This is a genomic window from Flavobacterium sp. UBA7663 (assembly GCF_002483315.1).
In the GTDB taxonomy this organism is placed as follows: Bacteria; Bacteroidota; Bacteroidia; order Flavobacteriales; family Flavobacteriaceae; genus Flavobacterium.
On record NZ_DLHR01000018.1, the window covers coordinates 1 to 15,358 of the forward strand.

The following is a 15,358-nucleotide window of genomic DNA, read 5'->3' on the forward strand; positions in this document are numbered from 1 at the left end:
TCGAGTCCTGTTCCCGCTACTAAGCTTCACAGAAATGTGGGGCTTTTTTTATGTAATTAATTCATTAATAAATGGTTATGTTTTATTTATTGTTTTAGTTTTTTGGCTTGATTCAATAATAAAACACTACTTTTGCACCTTTATTTTAAAATAACTATGAATCCAAAGAAAATTGCCGAGTACAGAAAGTTACTTGATGTTACAAAAACAGCAACGCTAAAAGAATTAAAAACTATTTACAGAAATAGTATGAAGGAAGATCATCCTGATACTATTGCTGATCCAGTAGAACGTTTAGCAGCTGAAGAAAGAAGCAAAAATATTATTGAAGCCTATCATTTCTTAGTAAGTATTGCTCCTGAAACGCAAGAAAAAAACAAAGAAGTATATCAAAAAATAACTTCAACGGTAAATATCCAAGATTTTTATATGGATAATGGTGTGTTGTATATTTCGTTTTTAGATGGTAGCAACTACGAATATTTTAGTGTGCCAAAAGTAACGTACATTAAAATGGTAAATGCCGAGTCTCCGAGTCGATTTGCAAGAAGACATATTTACAACGAATTTTTATACAGAAGTGCAAGCAAAATTGTAGCTGAATAAACAAATGTTAATTTTTTTCTTATATTTGATATACTAACCAATAAACTATATCAATATGGAATTAATTAATTTTCCAGCAATTTTGGTTGCTGCTCTTTCAAGTTTTGTTGTTGGATTTGTTTGGTACAATCCAAAAGTTTTTGGAACGATTTGGATGAATGAAATCGGAATGACAGAGGAAAAAGCCAAACAAGGAAACATGGTAAAAATCTTCGGATTAACTTTTGTTTTTGCTTTTCTGTTGGCTTTCATTATGCCTGCATTTGTAATTCATCAATTTGGTGCATTAGGTATGGTAGGTGGGCCTTCTGAGGTAGGAAAAGCATTGCCTTCTTATGCTGCATTTATGGCAGATTATGGAAATGTATTTAGAACGTATCAACATGGTGCTATGATTGGTCTTTTTGTGGCGTTACCAGTTATTGCAACAAACTGTTTGTTTGAACAAAAATCATTCAGATACGCAGCAATCACATCGGGTTATTGGATTATAGTAATGACTTTAATGGGTGCTATTATTTGTGGCTGGAAATAAAATAAAATTTAACATTTAATTATATAGGAATCGCTCTACATTTGTGGAGCGATTTTACTTTTACATTGGACCAAATTTCTTTTAAAATATATAATTCAGTTGCGGAATTACCTGTACTTTGGGACACTGTAGCTCAGAGCAATGTTTTTCTGCAAACATCTTATCTATCTGTACTTGAGCGTTCGGCTCCTGTAAATATGGAGTGTTTTTACATTGGTATTTTTGAAAAATCGGAACTAATAGGTGTTTCATTAGCACAATATTTAGATTTGAATAAATTAGAATCCTTTGGCGAAAGAGACAAGTGTTTTAAAACCTTTATTCGTAATTTTATCTTTAAAAATTTCGCTTCTCATACTTTATTTCTTGGAAATAACATGATAACAGGTCAAAATGGTTATGTGTTTTCTAAAGAAATCGATTTTGAATGTATTAGTGAAATTTTATTACAAAGCGCAGATGAAATCACTCAGTATTTTAAACAAAAAAGCGTAAAAATTCATTTGGTTTCATTTAAAGATTTTTACGAAAATTGTTCTGTTGAATTGAAAAAGTATCGTTTTAAAGAAACATACGAATTCAATACACAGCCCAATATGATTTTTTATTTAGATAAAAATTGGAATTCGGCTGAAGATTATATCAATGCACTTTCAAAAAAATACCGCGACCAATACAAACGAGCGCATAAAAAATTTGATGGAATAGTTGTTAGAAATCTTTCTTTTGAAGAAGTGATTCAGTATGAAACAACCATTTATGAATTGTATCATTACGTAGCAAAAAATGCTCCTTTTAATACATTTTTCTTAGCAAAGAATCATTTCTCAACTTTAAAAGGACAATGTGGTAATCGTTTTCAGATTTTTGGTTATTTTTTAAATGATAAATTAGTTGGTTTTCATACGCTTTTATTAAATGATGAAACCTTAGAAACTTATTTTTTGGGATACGATGAAACCATTCAAAAAGAAAACATGCTGTATTTGAATATGTTGTACAACATGACGAAATACGGAATTGAAAACGGATTCAAAAAGATTATTTTCGGGAGAACAGCTTTAGAAATAAAGAGTTCTGTAGGTGCATCACCAGTTCAAATGTCTGGGTTCATTTATCACAACAATAAATTGATTAATAAATTTATTGGTAAAATATTCAAACAATTAGAGCCAGAACTTCATTGGCAACAACGTCATCCCTTCAAATAAAAATACGGCATATTACGTATGGGAGAGAGAATGTAAAAATCTATATTTGTAAAGTTAACAAAATCAAACCCTTATAACTATGCGATTTACTTTTACCCTCTTTACGCTTTTGTTTATTTCATCAATTGGATTAGCCCAAAATGTTATTTTTCATGATACCTTTCAAGAAGACAAAAACAAATGGACATACAACGGAGATGGCTTTAACTCTAAAATTGATGATGACAAGTTAATTTTGGAAAATAAACATGCGACAAACTCTAAATGGCGTTACATTTCAATTACTCAAAATACCGAAACGATAGATTTTGATGTTGAAGCAACAATGATTCTTGATAAAACCCCAAATGATTATGCTACTTATGGTTTGGTTTGGGGAATGTATAGTGATAATTCTGATTATAGAGTTGTACAATTATCCGCGAATAAGCAAATACAAATTTATCATTATTACGGTAAAGAGTTTCATTATGGTAAGAAATGGACTGCTTCTAAAAATGTGGGAGGTAAAGGCAAAAAGAATAAAATAAAAGTAGAGAAAAGAGCCAATACTTTTAAAGTATATATTAACGGTGTTTTAGAGCATCAAACAGGTGATAATTCGTATTACGGTAATTCGTTTGGATTTATCGTAGATGCAGGCGTTACAGTTGAAGTTGAAGATTTAAAAATAACAGAACAGCCTTTTTCGATCAAAGTAGTTGAAGAATTCAATCCAAACTTGAAAATGGTAAAATTGCCAGAAACAGTATCTAGCCCAACAGTAGAAGAAGCAAATCCTGTAATTTCGGCAGATGGTACTATCTTATATTTTGATAGAAAAGATAATCCATTAAATGTAGAAAGTCCTAAAGATGACATTTGGTATTCAGTAAAAGATAGAAATGGGAAATGGTCGGAAGCTAAAAATATTGGCCGACCATTAAATAATCGCGACAATAATTTCGTTATTTCTTCTTCACCTGATAATAATACTTTATTACTAGGAAATAAATATGCATCAGATGGTGTTTCACCAAATGGAGGAGGTGTATCAATCGCTAAAAAAGGGCAATCGGGATGGGAAATTCCAAAAGATGTTGTTATTGAAGACTTTATCAATACAAATGAATATGTTGGATATTTTCTTTCAAACGATAATAAGAATTTATTAATGACGGTAGAACGACCTGAAGGATTTGGATTAAAAGACATTTATGTTAGTTTCGTTAAAGAAGATGGAACATTTTCTAAACCTAAAAGCTTGGGTAATGTTGTGAATACTTTTGAAGACGAGGCAAATCCTTTCTTAGCATCAGATGGTAAAACATTGTATTTTGCTAGTAAAGGACATCCAGGATATGGTCAATTTGATTTGTTTGTTACAAAAAGATTAGACGATTCTTGGACAAATTGGACAAAACCAGAAAATTTAGGTAATATTATAAATTCACCACAATATGAATTAAGTATATTTCTTTCTGCAAAGGGAGATAAAGCCTACATAGGAAAACAAAGAGATATCTGGGAGGTCGACAATACTGTAAAACAAGATCCAGTTGTTTTGGTAAAAGGAAAAGTTTACGATGCTAAAACCAAAGAAATTTTAAGTGCTAAAATTGAATACAATAACTTAAAAACCAACAAAATGATTGGAACAGCTATTTCTGATCCAAAAACTGGAAGTTACTCAATTGTATTGCCTTACGGATTTAATTATAGTTTCATGGCAGATAAAGAAAATTATTACGCCATCACTCAAAACGTTGATTTATCTAATTTAAAAGAATACAAAGAAATGGAAGTGGATTTGTATTTAACACCAATTGAAAAAGGTGCGATTATTCGTTTGAATAATATATTTTTCGATTCTGGAAAATACGATTTATTATCAGAATCATTTGCTGAGTTAGATATTTTATTCGGATTATTAAAAGATAATAAAAATATCAAAATTGAAATTGCAGGTCATACAGATGCAGTTGGTTCTGATGTTGCTAATATGGAATTGTCTAAAAATAGAGCAAACTCAGTTCAAAAATACTTGTTAGGAAAAGGTATTTCTTCAGATAGAATTGTAGCAAAAGGATATGGAGAAACCAAGTTTATTGCGACAAATACAACTGAAGAAGGAAAACAATTAAACAGAAGAGTAGAGTTTGTGATTTTAGAAAAATAATTGGCATATCTTTCCTATCTTCGTTTAAAATTTTAATCATGGCACGAACGAGTTCAACGGAAACCCAAATTAAAAATATGCTCATTCCAGTAGTGCAAGCTATTGGTCGCTCTGGAAAATTAATTTATTTGTTGATTTTGTTGATTGTTGGGTTTTTGGTGTATCAGTTTTTTACTAAAAGTAGCGAATCTTCAACGGTAGAATATAATTCGGCATTAATTGAAAAACAAATTAAAAATGTTGGAAAATTAGTTGTTACAGAAGGTCATTACGCAGAAGTAATAACCTACAAAGATCAACAAAAGTATTTCATGGATTTCTTAACTTTTGAGAAAAAAGCTTTAATTGTAGCTAATGCCGATGTTTTAGTGATGTATGATTTACGTCAATTACAATATGATATTGATGAAAAGAATAAAATAGTTACTTTAAAAAACATTCCTGAGCCTGAATTAAAAATCAATCAAGATTTGCATTTTTACGATGTAAATCAGAGCAGATTTAATCCGTTTAATGCGCAAGATTACAACAAAATAAACAAAAAGGTTAAAGCAGAACTAACCAAGAAAATTGAAAAATCTAGTTTGAAATCAAATGCTAAAAATCGTTTATTGAGTGAGTTGTCAAAAATACTAATTCTAACTAACACCATGGGTTGGACATTAAAATACGACGGTAGCGAAGTGAAAACAGATAAAGACATTGAGTTGAAAATCATTAATTAAAAACTCTTCCAATACTCACTATAAAAATTATCTGTTTGCATTAATTCATTATGACTTCCAAAATTTGTAATTGTCTTTTTATCTAAAACATAAATAATATCAGCTATGTTTTTCAACGCATTTAAACGATGTGAAATAAAGAAAATAGCACAATTTGGTTTTATTTTTTGAAACAAATTCATCGTAAAATTTTCGGAATTTCTATCCATTGCAGAGGTTGCTTCATCAAGTATTAAAAACTGTGGCTTTTTGTATAAAACTCTTGCTAAAGCGATAATTTGCTTTTGTCCGCCACTTAAATTGATGCCTTCTTCACCTAAAATGGTTGCTAAACCTTGAGGTAATTGATTAAAATAAACATCAAAACCAAAATAAGTCAAAAATTGTATTATGTTTTCAGGCGAATCCGAATTTCCTAATAAAATATTATCAATTACATTTCCATTAAAAATTGTGATTTCTTGTGGGATTACACCAATTAAATTACGATAACTTTTTAACTCAACTTCATTTAATTTATGTTGATTGTTTAGTACAATTAAACCATTTTCAAAATTATAAAACCGTTGTAAAATTTGTCCTAGAGTACTTTTTCCACTACCACTTTCTCCAACAATTGCTGTAAATTTTCCTTTTTCTATGTTTAGATTGATGTTTGTAAACAATTCACTTCTACCTGCAAAACGAAAAGAAAGATTTTCAATAGCAATAGAATTAATTTCTGAAATAGTTTGACCTTCTTCCTTCTCTTTTTCTATCGAGGCAAATTCATACATTCTGTTAAAAGCTATTTTTGCCTCATTTATTGGAATAGAAATCAACGCTAAATTAGCAATTGATGGCATTAATGAACTCACAATCCCTAAAATAGCCATTAATTCGCCCAGTTTTATTTCTTTATTAAAAACTTGAATTGAAGTATAAACCAAAATTCCAATTAAAAAGAATACACTTGCTAAACCTGATTGCCAGGAAAGAGCAATATTAATTTTTCCTAAATTGAAAATCTTTTCTTGAAAATTAGCAAAAACGGCTTCATTGGTTTTATTAAAAACATCTTGCTTATTTTCGTTTTTTATGGTTGCAATGCCTTGAATGGTGTTGATATAATTACTTTCGTTAAAAGCATAACTTTGCATGACTTCCTTTTGCGAATTGATGATTTTCTTATTACTTCTATAAATAATATAAAAATAGATTGGCACACTCAACAACGAGATTAACCCTATTTTCCACGAATACATAAACAAGAAAACCATTGAAATTATTGAAACTAAAACATCAATAACTAAACTACTTGCAAGCATTTTAATAACTCGTTGTACTCGTTGTGTGTCATTTAATCGTGCTACCAATTCACCAATTTTTCTAGTATCAAAAAAAGGTTTGGGTAATTGTAATAATGATGAAAAGAAATTAGTATTAATACGATTATTAAAATCTTTAGATTGTTGTAACAAAAAGAACTCACGCAATGATGCAATTCCAACTCTTGCTAAAAGTAGAACCGTTAATAAACCAATGCCCGAAACTAATTTTTTGATATTGTTTGAAGGCAAAATATCATCAATTAACTTTTGAGAAAACAACGACATCGCTAAACCTAAACCAGCCACAAAAACACCTAACAAAACCGAAATCCAAAGTAGTTTATAATCTTCTTTTAACAAGTTTAGAAACCATTTTTTCTGCGAATCTTTTTCGGTTTCAGCTTTTACAAAACTTTCATTTATTTCAAGAGTCAAACAACTTTTAGAAACCCAAATTTTATCTAATTCGTAAGCTTTTAAATAATAAATTCCTTTAGCAGGGTCGCCAATTAAAAAGCCTTTTCCAGTATCATACTCATAGCAAACTACATAATGTTGCAATTGTTCTTGAATGACAACATGAAGAATTACTGGCTGTTTGTGGTCGATTAATGCTTGAATATCTGCTTCGCAACCTTCGGCTGTAAAACCTATTTTATTAGCTACCTGATACAGCCCAAGCATAGTAGTACCTTGTTTAGTTGTGCCACTCAATTCTCTTAATTTTTCAATAGAATTAGTACCACCATTTAGTTTAATTAGGCTCATTAAACAAGCAACGCCACAATCCGATTGGTCTAATTGTAGCGTATGGGTTTTTTCGATATGTTTTTTGTTCATTTTTATTTATTTTGTCATTTCGACCAACGGGAGAAATCGCATAACACAATCAGCTTGTGAGATTCCTCCTAAGGTCAGAATGACAAACTATGTGTAAATTTTAATAACTAAAAGTTATGAAACCTCTCTAAAACCGTTTCAATTTTAACCTGTCCCTTTATTTTTTCAATTAAGTTGTTTTCTTTGTCATACAACACTAAACAAGGCATAGATTTAACATCAAAAGTAGAAGCGAAACTAATTTTTGAATCAGATAAAAAATAAATGTTGTCATAATTTAATAACTTATAGTTATTAGCAAATTGTTTGATTTTTTCAATAGGTTCATACGAAATAAAAACCACTTGAATGTCTTTTAATTGTTCTATATTTTGTTGTACCATTTCTGCTTCGTGGTTACAAAAATCGCATTCACTATTAAAGTAGATAAATAGTGTAGGCTTGTTTTGCATTAAATTTTCTTGTGTAAATACTTTATTTTCTAATGTTACATAAGAAAAAATAGGCATTTTTTTAATGTTTTCAGCCACTTGCTTTTTGTGGTTAATTTTACTCACCACTTTATAACCCATAAATGCAAGTAAACTCAGTACGAGTAATGGTATTACTATTTTTAGTATTTTTTTCATGAAGTTTATAATTTAACTTAGTGAGCCTTGTGTCTTCTTTGTGTCTTTGTGGTTATTCAACTATAATTCAACGTAAAAAACATAACCACCACAACCCACAAAAGCAATGCACTACCATAACTACTCGCTACAATTTTAAATCCTAAATCCATGGGTTTACCTTTATCTTTTTCTGTAAAAGTCAGTTTACCTATAAAATAAGACAACAACAACCAGTATGCCAATTCAAATAAATTCAACACTTGTAACGGATAAATAAACCAAGCGTCTAAACCTTTATAACCAATAATATTTAGAGCCGATAACGGAAAAAAATATTGTAAATCTTCTAAAGTATAACTTGTTTGAAAAAAGTAAAACCATACAATTTTTAAAACTCCCACACCTAAAAAAACAAACTCTGCTTTTACCAGAGCATTAAACAATTGTTTAAAAGTTACTTTATTTTTGCTGTAGAAAAAAGTTCCTATATAGAGTACGCTAGCTATCAAAGTTATTTTTATAAATAAAAGTAATGGTATAAATGGATAAGAAAGCCACTGCCATTTTTCCTTTATTTTAAAATATTCTATAATTTGTGATGTGGTAAGCTGTTCAGAAAGAGAATTATATAATAAAGTATCTAAATGTAGTGTTTTTTTCAAAACTTCGTTTGTTATTATAAAAAATATACACAAAACAGAGTACTTTAAAAAAGTATGATTCTTACTCATTTTTTACGAATTAAAAAAGTAGCAATTGAACTGCTACTTTAGATTTATCTTAACTATTTAATTCTTCTATTTCTCATTCTAATGAAAAATAATAATGAAATAATATTAAAAATTATAACTACATAAAGCATTATTTTTTTTTCAATCATTTTTGAATATTTTAAAACAAATATCAAGTATTATCAAAATTGTAAATACACAAAATGCTATAATATAATATCTTTTCATTGTTTTTATTGTTAAATAGGTTAGTTTTTGATAACTAACCTATTTATATTAACCATTTTTAGTGTTCGTTGTGTGTGCCATTCCAGCATTCAATTACAGAGCTTCCATTTCCGAAAATCCATCCACCTAAACCTAAAACAATAGCACCCATATAATGATAAATACATTTTACACCGCCTATTGTATTTTCCATTTCAACCAAGGACATTTTTTTCATTTTCTTAAAATTATAGATTATTAAAATAAAATATTTAAACCGTTTTTATTTAAAAAAGATAAAACAAATAATATGCTAAATAAAATCATAAATCTTAATTTAGAATGAAGAGAAAGTAATAGAGTAAAAATAAAACCCACAAGGAGTATTGATAAATTTATATTACTAACATGTTCTTTATTATTTAATATAATAGGTGATAATATTAAAAAAAGCACACCAGATATGTACCATTCTTTAGATTTATATTTTTGCATACTATTCATTTAAACTTTTTTTTAAAAACAATCGCCACTAGCACCAGTTAATACCGCAGCTGCAGAAATTCCCCAGCCTACAGGTCCAAAAAACAAGCCCCCTATAATAACTAGTCCAGTAATACCGCAATTTCTTTGGTTCATACCTTCTCCCTTCAGATTTTCCATCTGATTTAATTCTAATTTTTTCATGTTTGTAAAAATTTAGTTATAAAATATTTTGTTTTTAACAAATACCTTTCGCGAAATTGTTTTGTACTTCACAAATTTTAAAAGAATAAAAATGTAATCCTATTCCTATAAGGAATAACTTAGTCGTAATAGGAATAAAATTTATTTTATCAAATAAAAATAAATTTGTATAATTGCATAACCCCTAATTTAATGTAAAATAAAACTGACATGATTAATAATAGGGTGTGTACTAAAATTAAAATACTTCGTCTTGAGAAAAACTTTACTCAAGATTATTTAGCAGAACAGCTTAATATTTCACAAAGTTATTACGCAAAAATTGAAAATGGCAAGAAGGAAATGTCAATTAAAATGTTTTTTGATGTTTTAAAAATTTTGGAAGTTGATATTGTTTCTTTTGTTAGTGAGTTAAAAGAATAAAGTCCCGATTCAATCGGGACTTTCTTTTTATAATTTACTTTCTAAACTATTCCAACCACCACCATTAATGCAATCAATTCCATGTTGTTTTAAAATGGAAGTAGCTTGACCGCTTCGCATTCCCGAACGGCAACATGCAATAATCGGTTTATTCCATTTTTTGATGGTTTCGATATTTCCGTTTAAAACTTGTAAGGCAATATTTTTTGATCCTTTGATATGTCCGTCTCTAAATTCTTCTGGCGTTCTTACATCTAAAATAATAGCACCTTTTTGAACGTATTCTTGAACTTCGTTCGTTTTATTTCCTAATCCTAAAAAATCTAATATTCCCATAATTGTTTCTTTTTTTTGACAAAGGTAAAGGCGATTGTGTAGCTTTTCAGTAACAAAAGTTACTTTGGTTAAACGTTTGCTTTCTCAAAAATCAATTCTAATCCACCGTCAATTAAGTGAGCAACTTCTGGGCGATTGGTTTTTACTTTTTCTAAATGATTTAAAACTTTATCTACTAAATCCGAATTGTTTTCTTTTTTAGCCAATTCAGCAATCTCAACCGATAATAACCAATCATTTGGATGATTTGCTGTAACTGATGCAAAAGCTTCTTTTAAAGTGGTAATTGCCGATTTATTTTCTCTAATATTACGAACACTTGCATATGATTTCTCCAACTCTTCTCTTTCAGGAGATTTTTTCTGTTTGATGGTTTGCGATGACGGAACGTGATTAATCATGTCAAAACTATTCACATCAGCTGGGCCTGAAAAAGCAGAAATTACTTTTTTACCAACAGCCATATCGTAAATTCCCCATTCTGGTTGGAAAAGAACAGTATCGTTATGTGTTACTGTACAATTTTTGAATTTAATCAATAAAATTTCTCCTTGTAAATTACGAGAACCTGTGATAATTTCTCCTTTAACCGTAATATTTCCTTCAAATTCTAAAGTAACTTGTTCGCCTTCATAAATGTCATACGCACGTAAATCTCTTGGACTCATTTCTTCAATCGCCAAGTTGATACCTTTTAGTTTTCCAATTGGCGAACCAAAACCTTCAGCATGATATTCCGTTCCGTGACCTACTAATTCTTTTTCTCTGTACGAAAGCGCCGTTTTTCCTATTGTTTGAATATATACAGGTTTTCCTTCATTTTCAATTACATTAGTAAAAACTCCTGAAATTTGAATTCCCGTACTCAATTCAATTGTTCCTAACGATTTTGAACTGATTAATTTTTGAACTCCAGATAATCCTCCTATTCTCAAAGCCATAGTATTAGCAAATTCCTCTAAAACTGAACTTAATTTAGCAAAATCAGGAGTAACATATAATTGCGGTTGAGGTTTTGTAATGTCAAAACTTTGATCTGCCGCTGAAATATCATACGGAATTTTCTTTACGTTATCAGTCATACACCAAGCGCTTTCTCCAATCGAAGAAAGTAAACCTGCCCCATAAATTTTTGGGTTTTCAACAGTTCCAATCAAGCCATATTCAACTGTCCACCAATGCAGGTTTCTAATGCGTGACATTTCTGATAATTCGCCCATATTATTCTGTAAGAAATCAACTTGCTCTTCTGCTTTTTTAATTGCTGCTTCTGGAGTATCTTCTGCTTCTTTCAAAATCGAAAGTAAACGAATTGCTTCATACAATTCATAATCACGAGAAGAGGAGATAGCTTTACAACCAATTTCACCAAAACGTCTTAAATATTCAGCATATTCTGGATTAGCAATAATAGGAGCGTGACCAGCACCTTCGTGAATAATATCTGGAGCCGGTGTATATTCAATGTGTTCTAACTGGCGAATATCGCAAGCAATAACCAACACATTATAGGCTTGAAATTCCATAAAAGCGTTTGGTGGAATAAAGCCATCAACGGCAACTGCAGCCCAACCAATTTCTTTTAAAATACGATTCATTCCATACATATTTGGAATGTTATCGATTTCTAAACCTGTTTTTTCTAAACCTTCTAAATATGAATTATGTGCTACTTTTGAAAGATAAGATACATTTTTACGCATTACATAACGCCAAACCGCTTGGTTTATTGGTGTGTAATCATCATAAACTTGAGGTTTAATGAATTGTTTTAAATGCTTTGGTAATCTGTCAATCAGCGGATTGCTTTCAAAATGCGTTTCCATAATTTTACTTGTCATGTTTGATGTAAAATTACGAATTTTTAAGAAATCAGGAAAGCTTTTTAACGATTTGATAAAACTAATTGCAAATTATCAATCTACTTTTTCAATAGGAACAGCTGGTTCAATTTTTGGAATACTATCATTTGGAACTGTTTTTGGACCAGGTAGACCTTCGCTTGTATTAATTGGAGTTACACCATCAACATATTCGGTTTCTTCTAAATCTTCTGATTTTCTTCCTAATTTAATATCTGGATTTTCTTGCGTACCTAATACTTTAATTGGAATTCCTAAAATTCCTAAAGGTGGTAATCCAATACGCATTTTTAAGTTTAATTTTCCGTCTAAACTCGTTTGTCCTTCAAAACGCAATCTAAAACCAGCTACTTTAAATTTGAAACGTTCAATAGTTACGATGTTGTTTTTGATAGTAGTTTTTATATCTACTTTAGAAATATCTGGATCTTTAATATCTGGATTTTCGGTTTTAGATGAAACTACATTTAATAATTTAAAACCTTTCATTTTAACTTTTTTTACCGAAAGTATTCCGTTTCCTTCCAAAGAAGGCATAATTGGTTCCATTTGATTGTTTAAAACACCTTTTATGGAATAATTTAAACCTACAATTCCTTCGGCACTTTCAGCAGCTGTTACGATTTCTCGGAACATTTTGATTTCGTTGTAAGCGCGTTTAATATCAAATTCAGAAGCATTAATTTTATAATCGAAATAGGCTTTTTGTGTGCCTTCGTTTTTATACACGGCTTCCATTTTTGCAGTGGCACCAATAATACCAAGCGTTCCGTTTGAAAGTTTTAAGGTTCCATTTTGAATGAGTACATTTCCTCTTAAATTTTCAATAGTAATATCGTCGTATTGTGTTTTTGCAGCATTAGTTTGGATAGAAACATTCAAATTGGTTGGGATTTCAACCACTCCTGAAACTTCTGTTATTTCAGCTTCTTCATCAGTTTCATAAGTTATTGTTGGAATAAATTCGTTAATATTAAATAAATTCGATGTAAGATTGAAGCTTCCTTTTAAAATTTGATTTTCCGAAAGCACAAAATTAATTACGTTTTCTAAATTCCCATTCATAGCAATATCTGACGTTCCATATTTTCCATTGAAATTTGAAAAGTTCATTTTGTCTTGATTGAAAGTGAATAATCCGTTTTCGATTAAAAAAGGTTTTACTAAGTAATCACTGGTGGTTTTGATGTTTCTAACTTCAAGTGTTCCACTGTTTTTTAAATTACCAATTCTTCCGTTTGAAGCATCGCTTTGCTTTCCAGCTAAACTCAAATCTGCTTTGATAAAACCATCAACGTCTAATCCTTTTTGAGAGAATACTTTGTAAATTCGGGCAACGTTTAAAGTTCCTTTTGCTTTTACGTCATAATTAATATCATCAAAGTTTTTAAACGAAGCAGTCATGGTAAATGGTTCGCCTTCAAAAGTGAAATTCGCTGGAGATAGCACAAAAGAAGCATCTTTAAAATCACCCGTTGTGCTATTTAAGTTTGCTTTTAAGTTGATGTTTTGAATTGGTTTTGGATAATAAGCTGTTTGAATAAATCCGTTTTTGATTTCAAAATTTCCTTTAGTAAAAGGGAATTTTTTATCTTCTTTACTATAATTTCCTTTAGAAACAATGTTTGCATCTAAATTTCCGGCTAATTTGAAATTTGGAATTTGAAGTGCATTACTCAAAAAGGCCAAATCTAATTTTGATTTTACTTTGGAATTGATTGTTACTTTTTTCCCAAAACCATCCGAAATTAAAATCGCACTTAAATTGTTTTTATTAACATCAAAGTACAAGGAGTCTAATCGAATTTTGAGTTGATTAATATCTAAATTCGGCAATTTGGTATCGAAATTCAAGAAAATATTCTCAACAGGATAAGGTGCTTTCGTATGTTTTACATAGCCATCTCGTACCTTAATGTTGAAATTTAATTCGGGACTTAAATTTTCTGAAGCAATATATTTTCCTTTCAAAGTTAAAAAAGCTGAAGTTTTTCCTTTCATTTTGGTTTCGGTCATCCAAGAAACATATTCGGCCGGCAAAGCAGTAAATAAATCGTCAAGATTGCTGTCTTCTGTTTTTAATTTGAAATCCATTTGATAACCGTTTTTTAGGAAATCAAATAAACCTGTAAATTCAACAGGCAATTTGTTAATCACTAAATCATTCTTTTCAAAAATAAAAGAAAGTGAGTTGGTGTTGATTTTTGTAATTAAATCTGCTTTTACTTTCTTGTTTTTTAGGTATTCTTTTTTGTCATAAGTAAAGCTTAAACTATCAATTTTTGCCGAAGTTTTTAAGTTGAAATTGGATTCTAATAAATCGCCTTTTCCTTTATAATTGAAACCTTTTGCCTCGATTAAAATCTTTGTAGATTTATCATTATAGACTAAGTGACTGTTGCTAATTTGGATGTTTTCTAATTCTAAAGAAGCACTTTCAGAGGAAGTTGTGGTGTCTTTTGAATTTGATTTGTAAATGTTGTAATTGGCTTCTCCTTTTTGATTAACCAAAATATTGATTTTAGCATTATCAATATAAATTTCTTCAATTTGAGTTTGGCTACCAAATACGACACTCCAAACGTCAATTCCAAAACCAATTTCTTTAGCTGAAATCAAAGATTTATTTTGATATGGTTTTGATCCGTTAAGATTTAATTCATGTAAGGTTAAAGTTAAAGAAGGAAAATGTTTAAAAAATGATAATTCAGAATCGTTAAAGTTTAGTTCTCCTTCTAAATTTTTATTGGCTAACACTTTTACTTTTTCAGTAATAGTATCGGCAAAAATTATAGGTAATATAATAAAAGCTAACAATGATATTACAAAAGTTATTCCTGTTATTTTTAAAATTTTAGAGAGAATTGTTTTCTTTGATTTTTCCATTTTTTATAGCAGTATCGAGATATGGCAAAATTACTACAAATTATTATTTGTAAGATTTAAAAAGAGAAAAAAAAGAGCTAGTATTAAACTAACTCTTTTTTTATTAACGTTTCATCGTAAAGTGCGCTTTAAACTGTTTAGCGACTCCATTTTCTGTGTAATCTAATGAGAACCAGTAATCTGTTGATGGAAGTAACTCTTGATTATATGTTCCGTCCCAACCCTCGCTA

16 protein-coding genes are annotated in these 15,358 nt (G+C 29.7%); 6 read left to right on the top strand and 10 right to left on the bottom strand.

The features are described 5' to 3' along the window. Positions 1-156 precede the first annotated feature (156 nt). From B2741_RS07225 to B2741_RS07245, 5 genes are all read left to right on the top strand, one after another. On the top strand, positions 157-606 hold the full coding sequence (locus B2741_RS07225; protein ID WP_026724150.1) for a KTSC domain-containing protein: 450 nt from the start codon (positions 157-159) through the stop codon (positions 604-606). 55 nt (positions 607-661) lie between these two features. Continuing rightward, positions 662-1,141, top strand: a complete 480-nt coding sequence (locus B2741_RS07230; RefSeq protein ID WP_291136936.1) for a DUF1761 domain-containing protein — start codon at positions 662-664, stop codon at positions 1,139-1,141. A gap of 65 nt (positions 1,142-1,206) precedes the next feature. After that, positions 1,207-2,352, top strand: a complete 1,146-nt coding sequence (locus B2741_RS07235) for a GNAT family N-acetyltransferase (protein ID WP_291136939.1) — start codon at positions 1,207-1,209, stop codon at positions 2,350-2,352. 79 nt (positions 2,353-2,431) lie between these two features. Continuing rightward, positions 2,432-4,510, top strand: a complete 2,079-nt coding sequence (locus tag B2741_RS07240; protein WP_291136942.1) for an OmpA family protein — start codon at positions 2,432-2,434, stop codon at positions 4,508-4,510. A 38-nt stretch (positions 4,511-4,548) separates the two neighbouring features. Further along, complete coding sequence (locus B2741_RS07245) at positions 4,549-5,235, top strand: DUF4230 domain-containing protein (protein WP_349680403.1); 687 nt, start codon at positions 4,549-4,551, stop codon at positions 5,233-5,235. On the opposite strand, the gene B2741_RS07250 is transcribed toward B2741_RS07245, so the two are convergent. The 6 genes from B2741_RS07250 to B2741_RS07275 form a co-directional block, all read right to left on the bottom strand. Then, entirely contained in the window at positions 5,232-7,385 is a 2,154-nt protein-coding gene (locus B2741_RS07250; protein ID WP_291136946.1) for a peptidase domain-containing ABC transporter, read from the bottom strand. The genes B2741_RS07245 and B2741_RS07250 overlap by 4 nt on opposite strands. Positions 7,386-7,492: 107 nt before the next feature. Continuing rightward, positions 7,493-8,014 (bottom strand): TlpA family protein disulfide reductase, encoded by a 522-nt coding sequence (locus tag B2741_RS07255; protein ID WP_291136949.1) that lies wholly within the window; start codon positions 8,012-8,014, stop codon positions 7,493-7,495. Between the two features lie 56 nt (positions 8,015-8,070). After that, positions 8,071-8,658, bottom strand: coding sequence for a hypothetical protein (locus B2741_RS07260; RefSeq protein ID WP_291136952.1), 588 nt, complete (start codon positions 8,656-8,658; stop codon positions 8,071-8,073). A gap of 355 nt (positions 8,659-9,013) precedes the next feature. After that, positions 9,014-9,172 (bottom strand): hypothetical protein, encoded by a 159-nt coding sequence (locus B2741_RS07265; protein ID WP_291136955.1) that lies wholly within the window; start codon positions 9,170-9,172, stop codon positions 9,014-9,016. A 20-nt stretch (positions 9,173-9,192) separates the two neighbouring features. Then, the gene (locus B2741_RS07270) at positions 9,193-9,438 is read right to left on the bottom strand and encodes a hypothetical protein (RefSeq protein ID WP_291136958.1); all 246 of its coding nucleotides are present in this window, start codon (positions 9,436-9,438) and stop codon (positions 9,193-9,195) included. Positions 9,439-9,450: 12 nt separating this feature from the next. Then, on the bottom strand, positions 9,451-9,621 hold the full coding sequence (locus B2741_RS07275; RefSeq protein ID WP_291136960.1) for a hypothetical protein: 171 nt from the start codon (positions 9,619-9,621) through the stop codon (positions 9,451-9,453). Between the two features lie 210 nt (positions 9,622-9,831). Between B2741_RS07275 and B2741_RS07280 the strand changes: the two genes are divergently transcribed. Continuing rightward, positions 9,832-10,044: a helix-turn-helix domain-containing protein gene (locus B2741_RS07280; protein ID WP_291136964.1), complete on the top strand. Its 213-nt coding sequence runs from the start codon at positions 9,832-9,834 to the stop codon at positions 10,042-10,044. Positions 10,045-10,071: 27 nt separating this feature from the next. Here B2741_RS07280 and B2741_RS07285 read toward each other — a convergent pair whose 3' ends face one another. From B2741_RS07285 to B2741_RS07300, 4 genes are all read right to left on the bottom strand, one after another. Next, entirely contained in the window at positions 10,072-10,380 is a 309-nt protein-coding gene (locus B2741_RS07285; protein ID WP_291136967.1) for a rhodanese-like domain-containing protein, read from the bottom strand. Positions 10,381-10,448: 68 nt separating this feature from the next. Continuing rightward, positions 10,449-12,206 carry an aromatic amino acid hydroxylase gene (locus B2741_RS07290; protein ID WP_291136973.1) on the bottom strand — a complete coding sequence of 586 codons (1,758 nt, stop codon included), beginning with the start codon at positions 12,204-12,206 and terminating at the stop codon, positions 10,449-10,451. A gap of 90 nt (positions 12,207-12,296) precedes the next feature. After that, positions 12,297-15,128 carry an AsmA-like C-terminal region-containing protein gene (locus tag B2741_RS07295; RefSeq protein WP_291136970.1) on the bottom strand — a complete coding sequence of 944 codons (2,832 nt, stop codon included), beginning with the start codon at positions 15,126-15,128 and terminating at the stop codon, positions 12,297-12,299. A 103-nt stretch (positions 15,129-15,231) separates the two neighbouring features. Continuing rightward, positions 15,232-15,358: T9SS type B sorting domain-containing protein (locus B2741_RS07300; RefSeq protein WP_291136976.1), on the bottom strand; the 127-nt coding region annotated here is incomplete at its 5' end.

What these genes read in the sequence shown, in the direction of transcription:
- B2741_RS07250 (WP_291136946.1), bottom strand. Translation starts at nt 7,385, where the DNA reads ATGAACAAAAAACATATCGAAAAAACCCATACGCTACAATTAGACCAA.
- B2741_RS07265 (WP_291136955.1), bottom strand. Translation starts at nt 9,172, where the DNA reads ATGAAAAAAATGTCCTTGGTTGAAATGGAAAATACAATAGGCGGTGTA.
- B2741_RS07240 (WP_291136942.1), top strand. Translation starts at nt 2,432, where the DNA reads ATGCGATTTACTTTTACCCTCTTTACGCTTTTGTTTATTTCATCAATT.
- B2741_RS07245 (WP_349680403.1), top strand. Translation starts at nt 4,549, where the DNA reads ATGGCACGAACGAGTTCAACGGAAACCCAAATTAAAAATATGCTCATT.
- B2741_RS07225 (WP_026724150.1), top strand. Translation starts at nt 157, where the DNA reads ATGAATCCAAAGAAAATTGCCGAGTACAGAAAGTTACTTGATGTTACA.
- B2741_RS07230 (WP_291136936.1), top strand. Translation starts at nt 662, where the DNA reads ATGGAATTAATTAATTTTCCAGCAATTTTGGTTGCTGCTCTTTCAAGT.
- B2741_RS07275 (WP_291136960.1), bottom strand. Translation starts at nt 9,621, where the DNA reads ATGAAAAAATTAGAATTAAATCAGATGGAAAATCTGAAGGGAGAAGGT.
- B2741_RS07280 (WP_291136964.1), top strand. Translation starts at nt 9,832, where the DNA reads ATGATTAATAATAGGGTGTGTACTAAAATTAAAATACTTCGTCTTGAG.
- B2741_RS07285 (WP_291136967.1), bottom strand. Translation starts at nt 10,380, where the DNA reads ATGGGAATATTAGATTTTTTAGGATTAGGAAATAAAACGAACGAAGTT.
- B2741_RS07255 (WP_291136949.1), bottom strand. Translation starts at nt 8,014, where the DNA reads ATGAAAAAAATACTAAAAATAGTAATACCATTACTCGTACTGAGTTTA.
- B2741_RS07295 (WP_291136970.1), bottom strand. Translation starts at nt 15,128, where the DNA reads ATGGAAAAATCAAAGAAAACAATTCTCTCTAAAATTTTAAAAATAACA.
- B2741_RS07270 (WP_291136958.1), bottom strand. Translation starts at nt 9,438, where the DNA reads ATGAATAGTATGCAAAAATATAAATCTAAAGAATGGTACATATCTGGT.
- B2741_RS07290 (WP_291136973.1), bottom strand. Translation starts at nt 12,206, where the DNA reads ATGGAAACGCATTTTGAAAGCAATCCGCTGATTGACAGATTACCAAAG.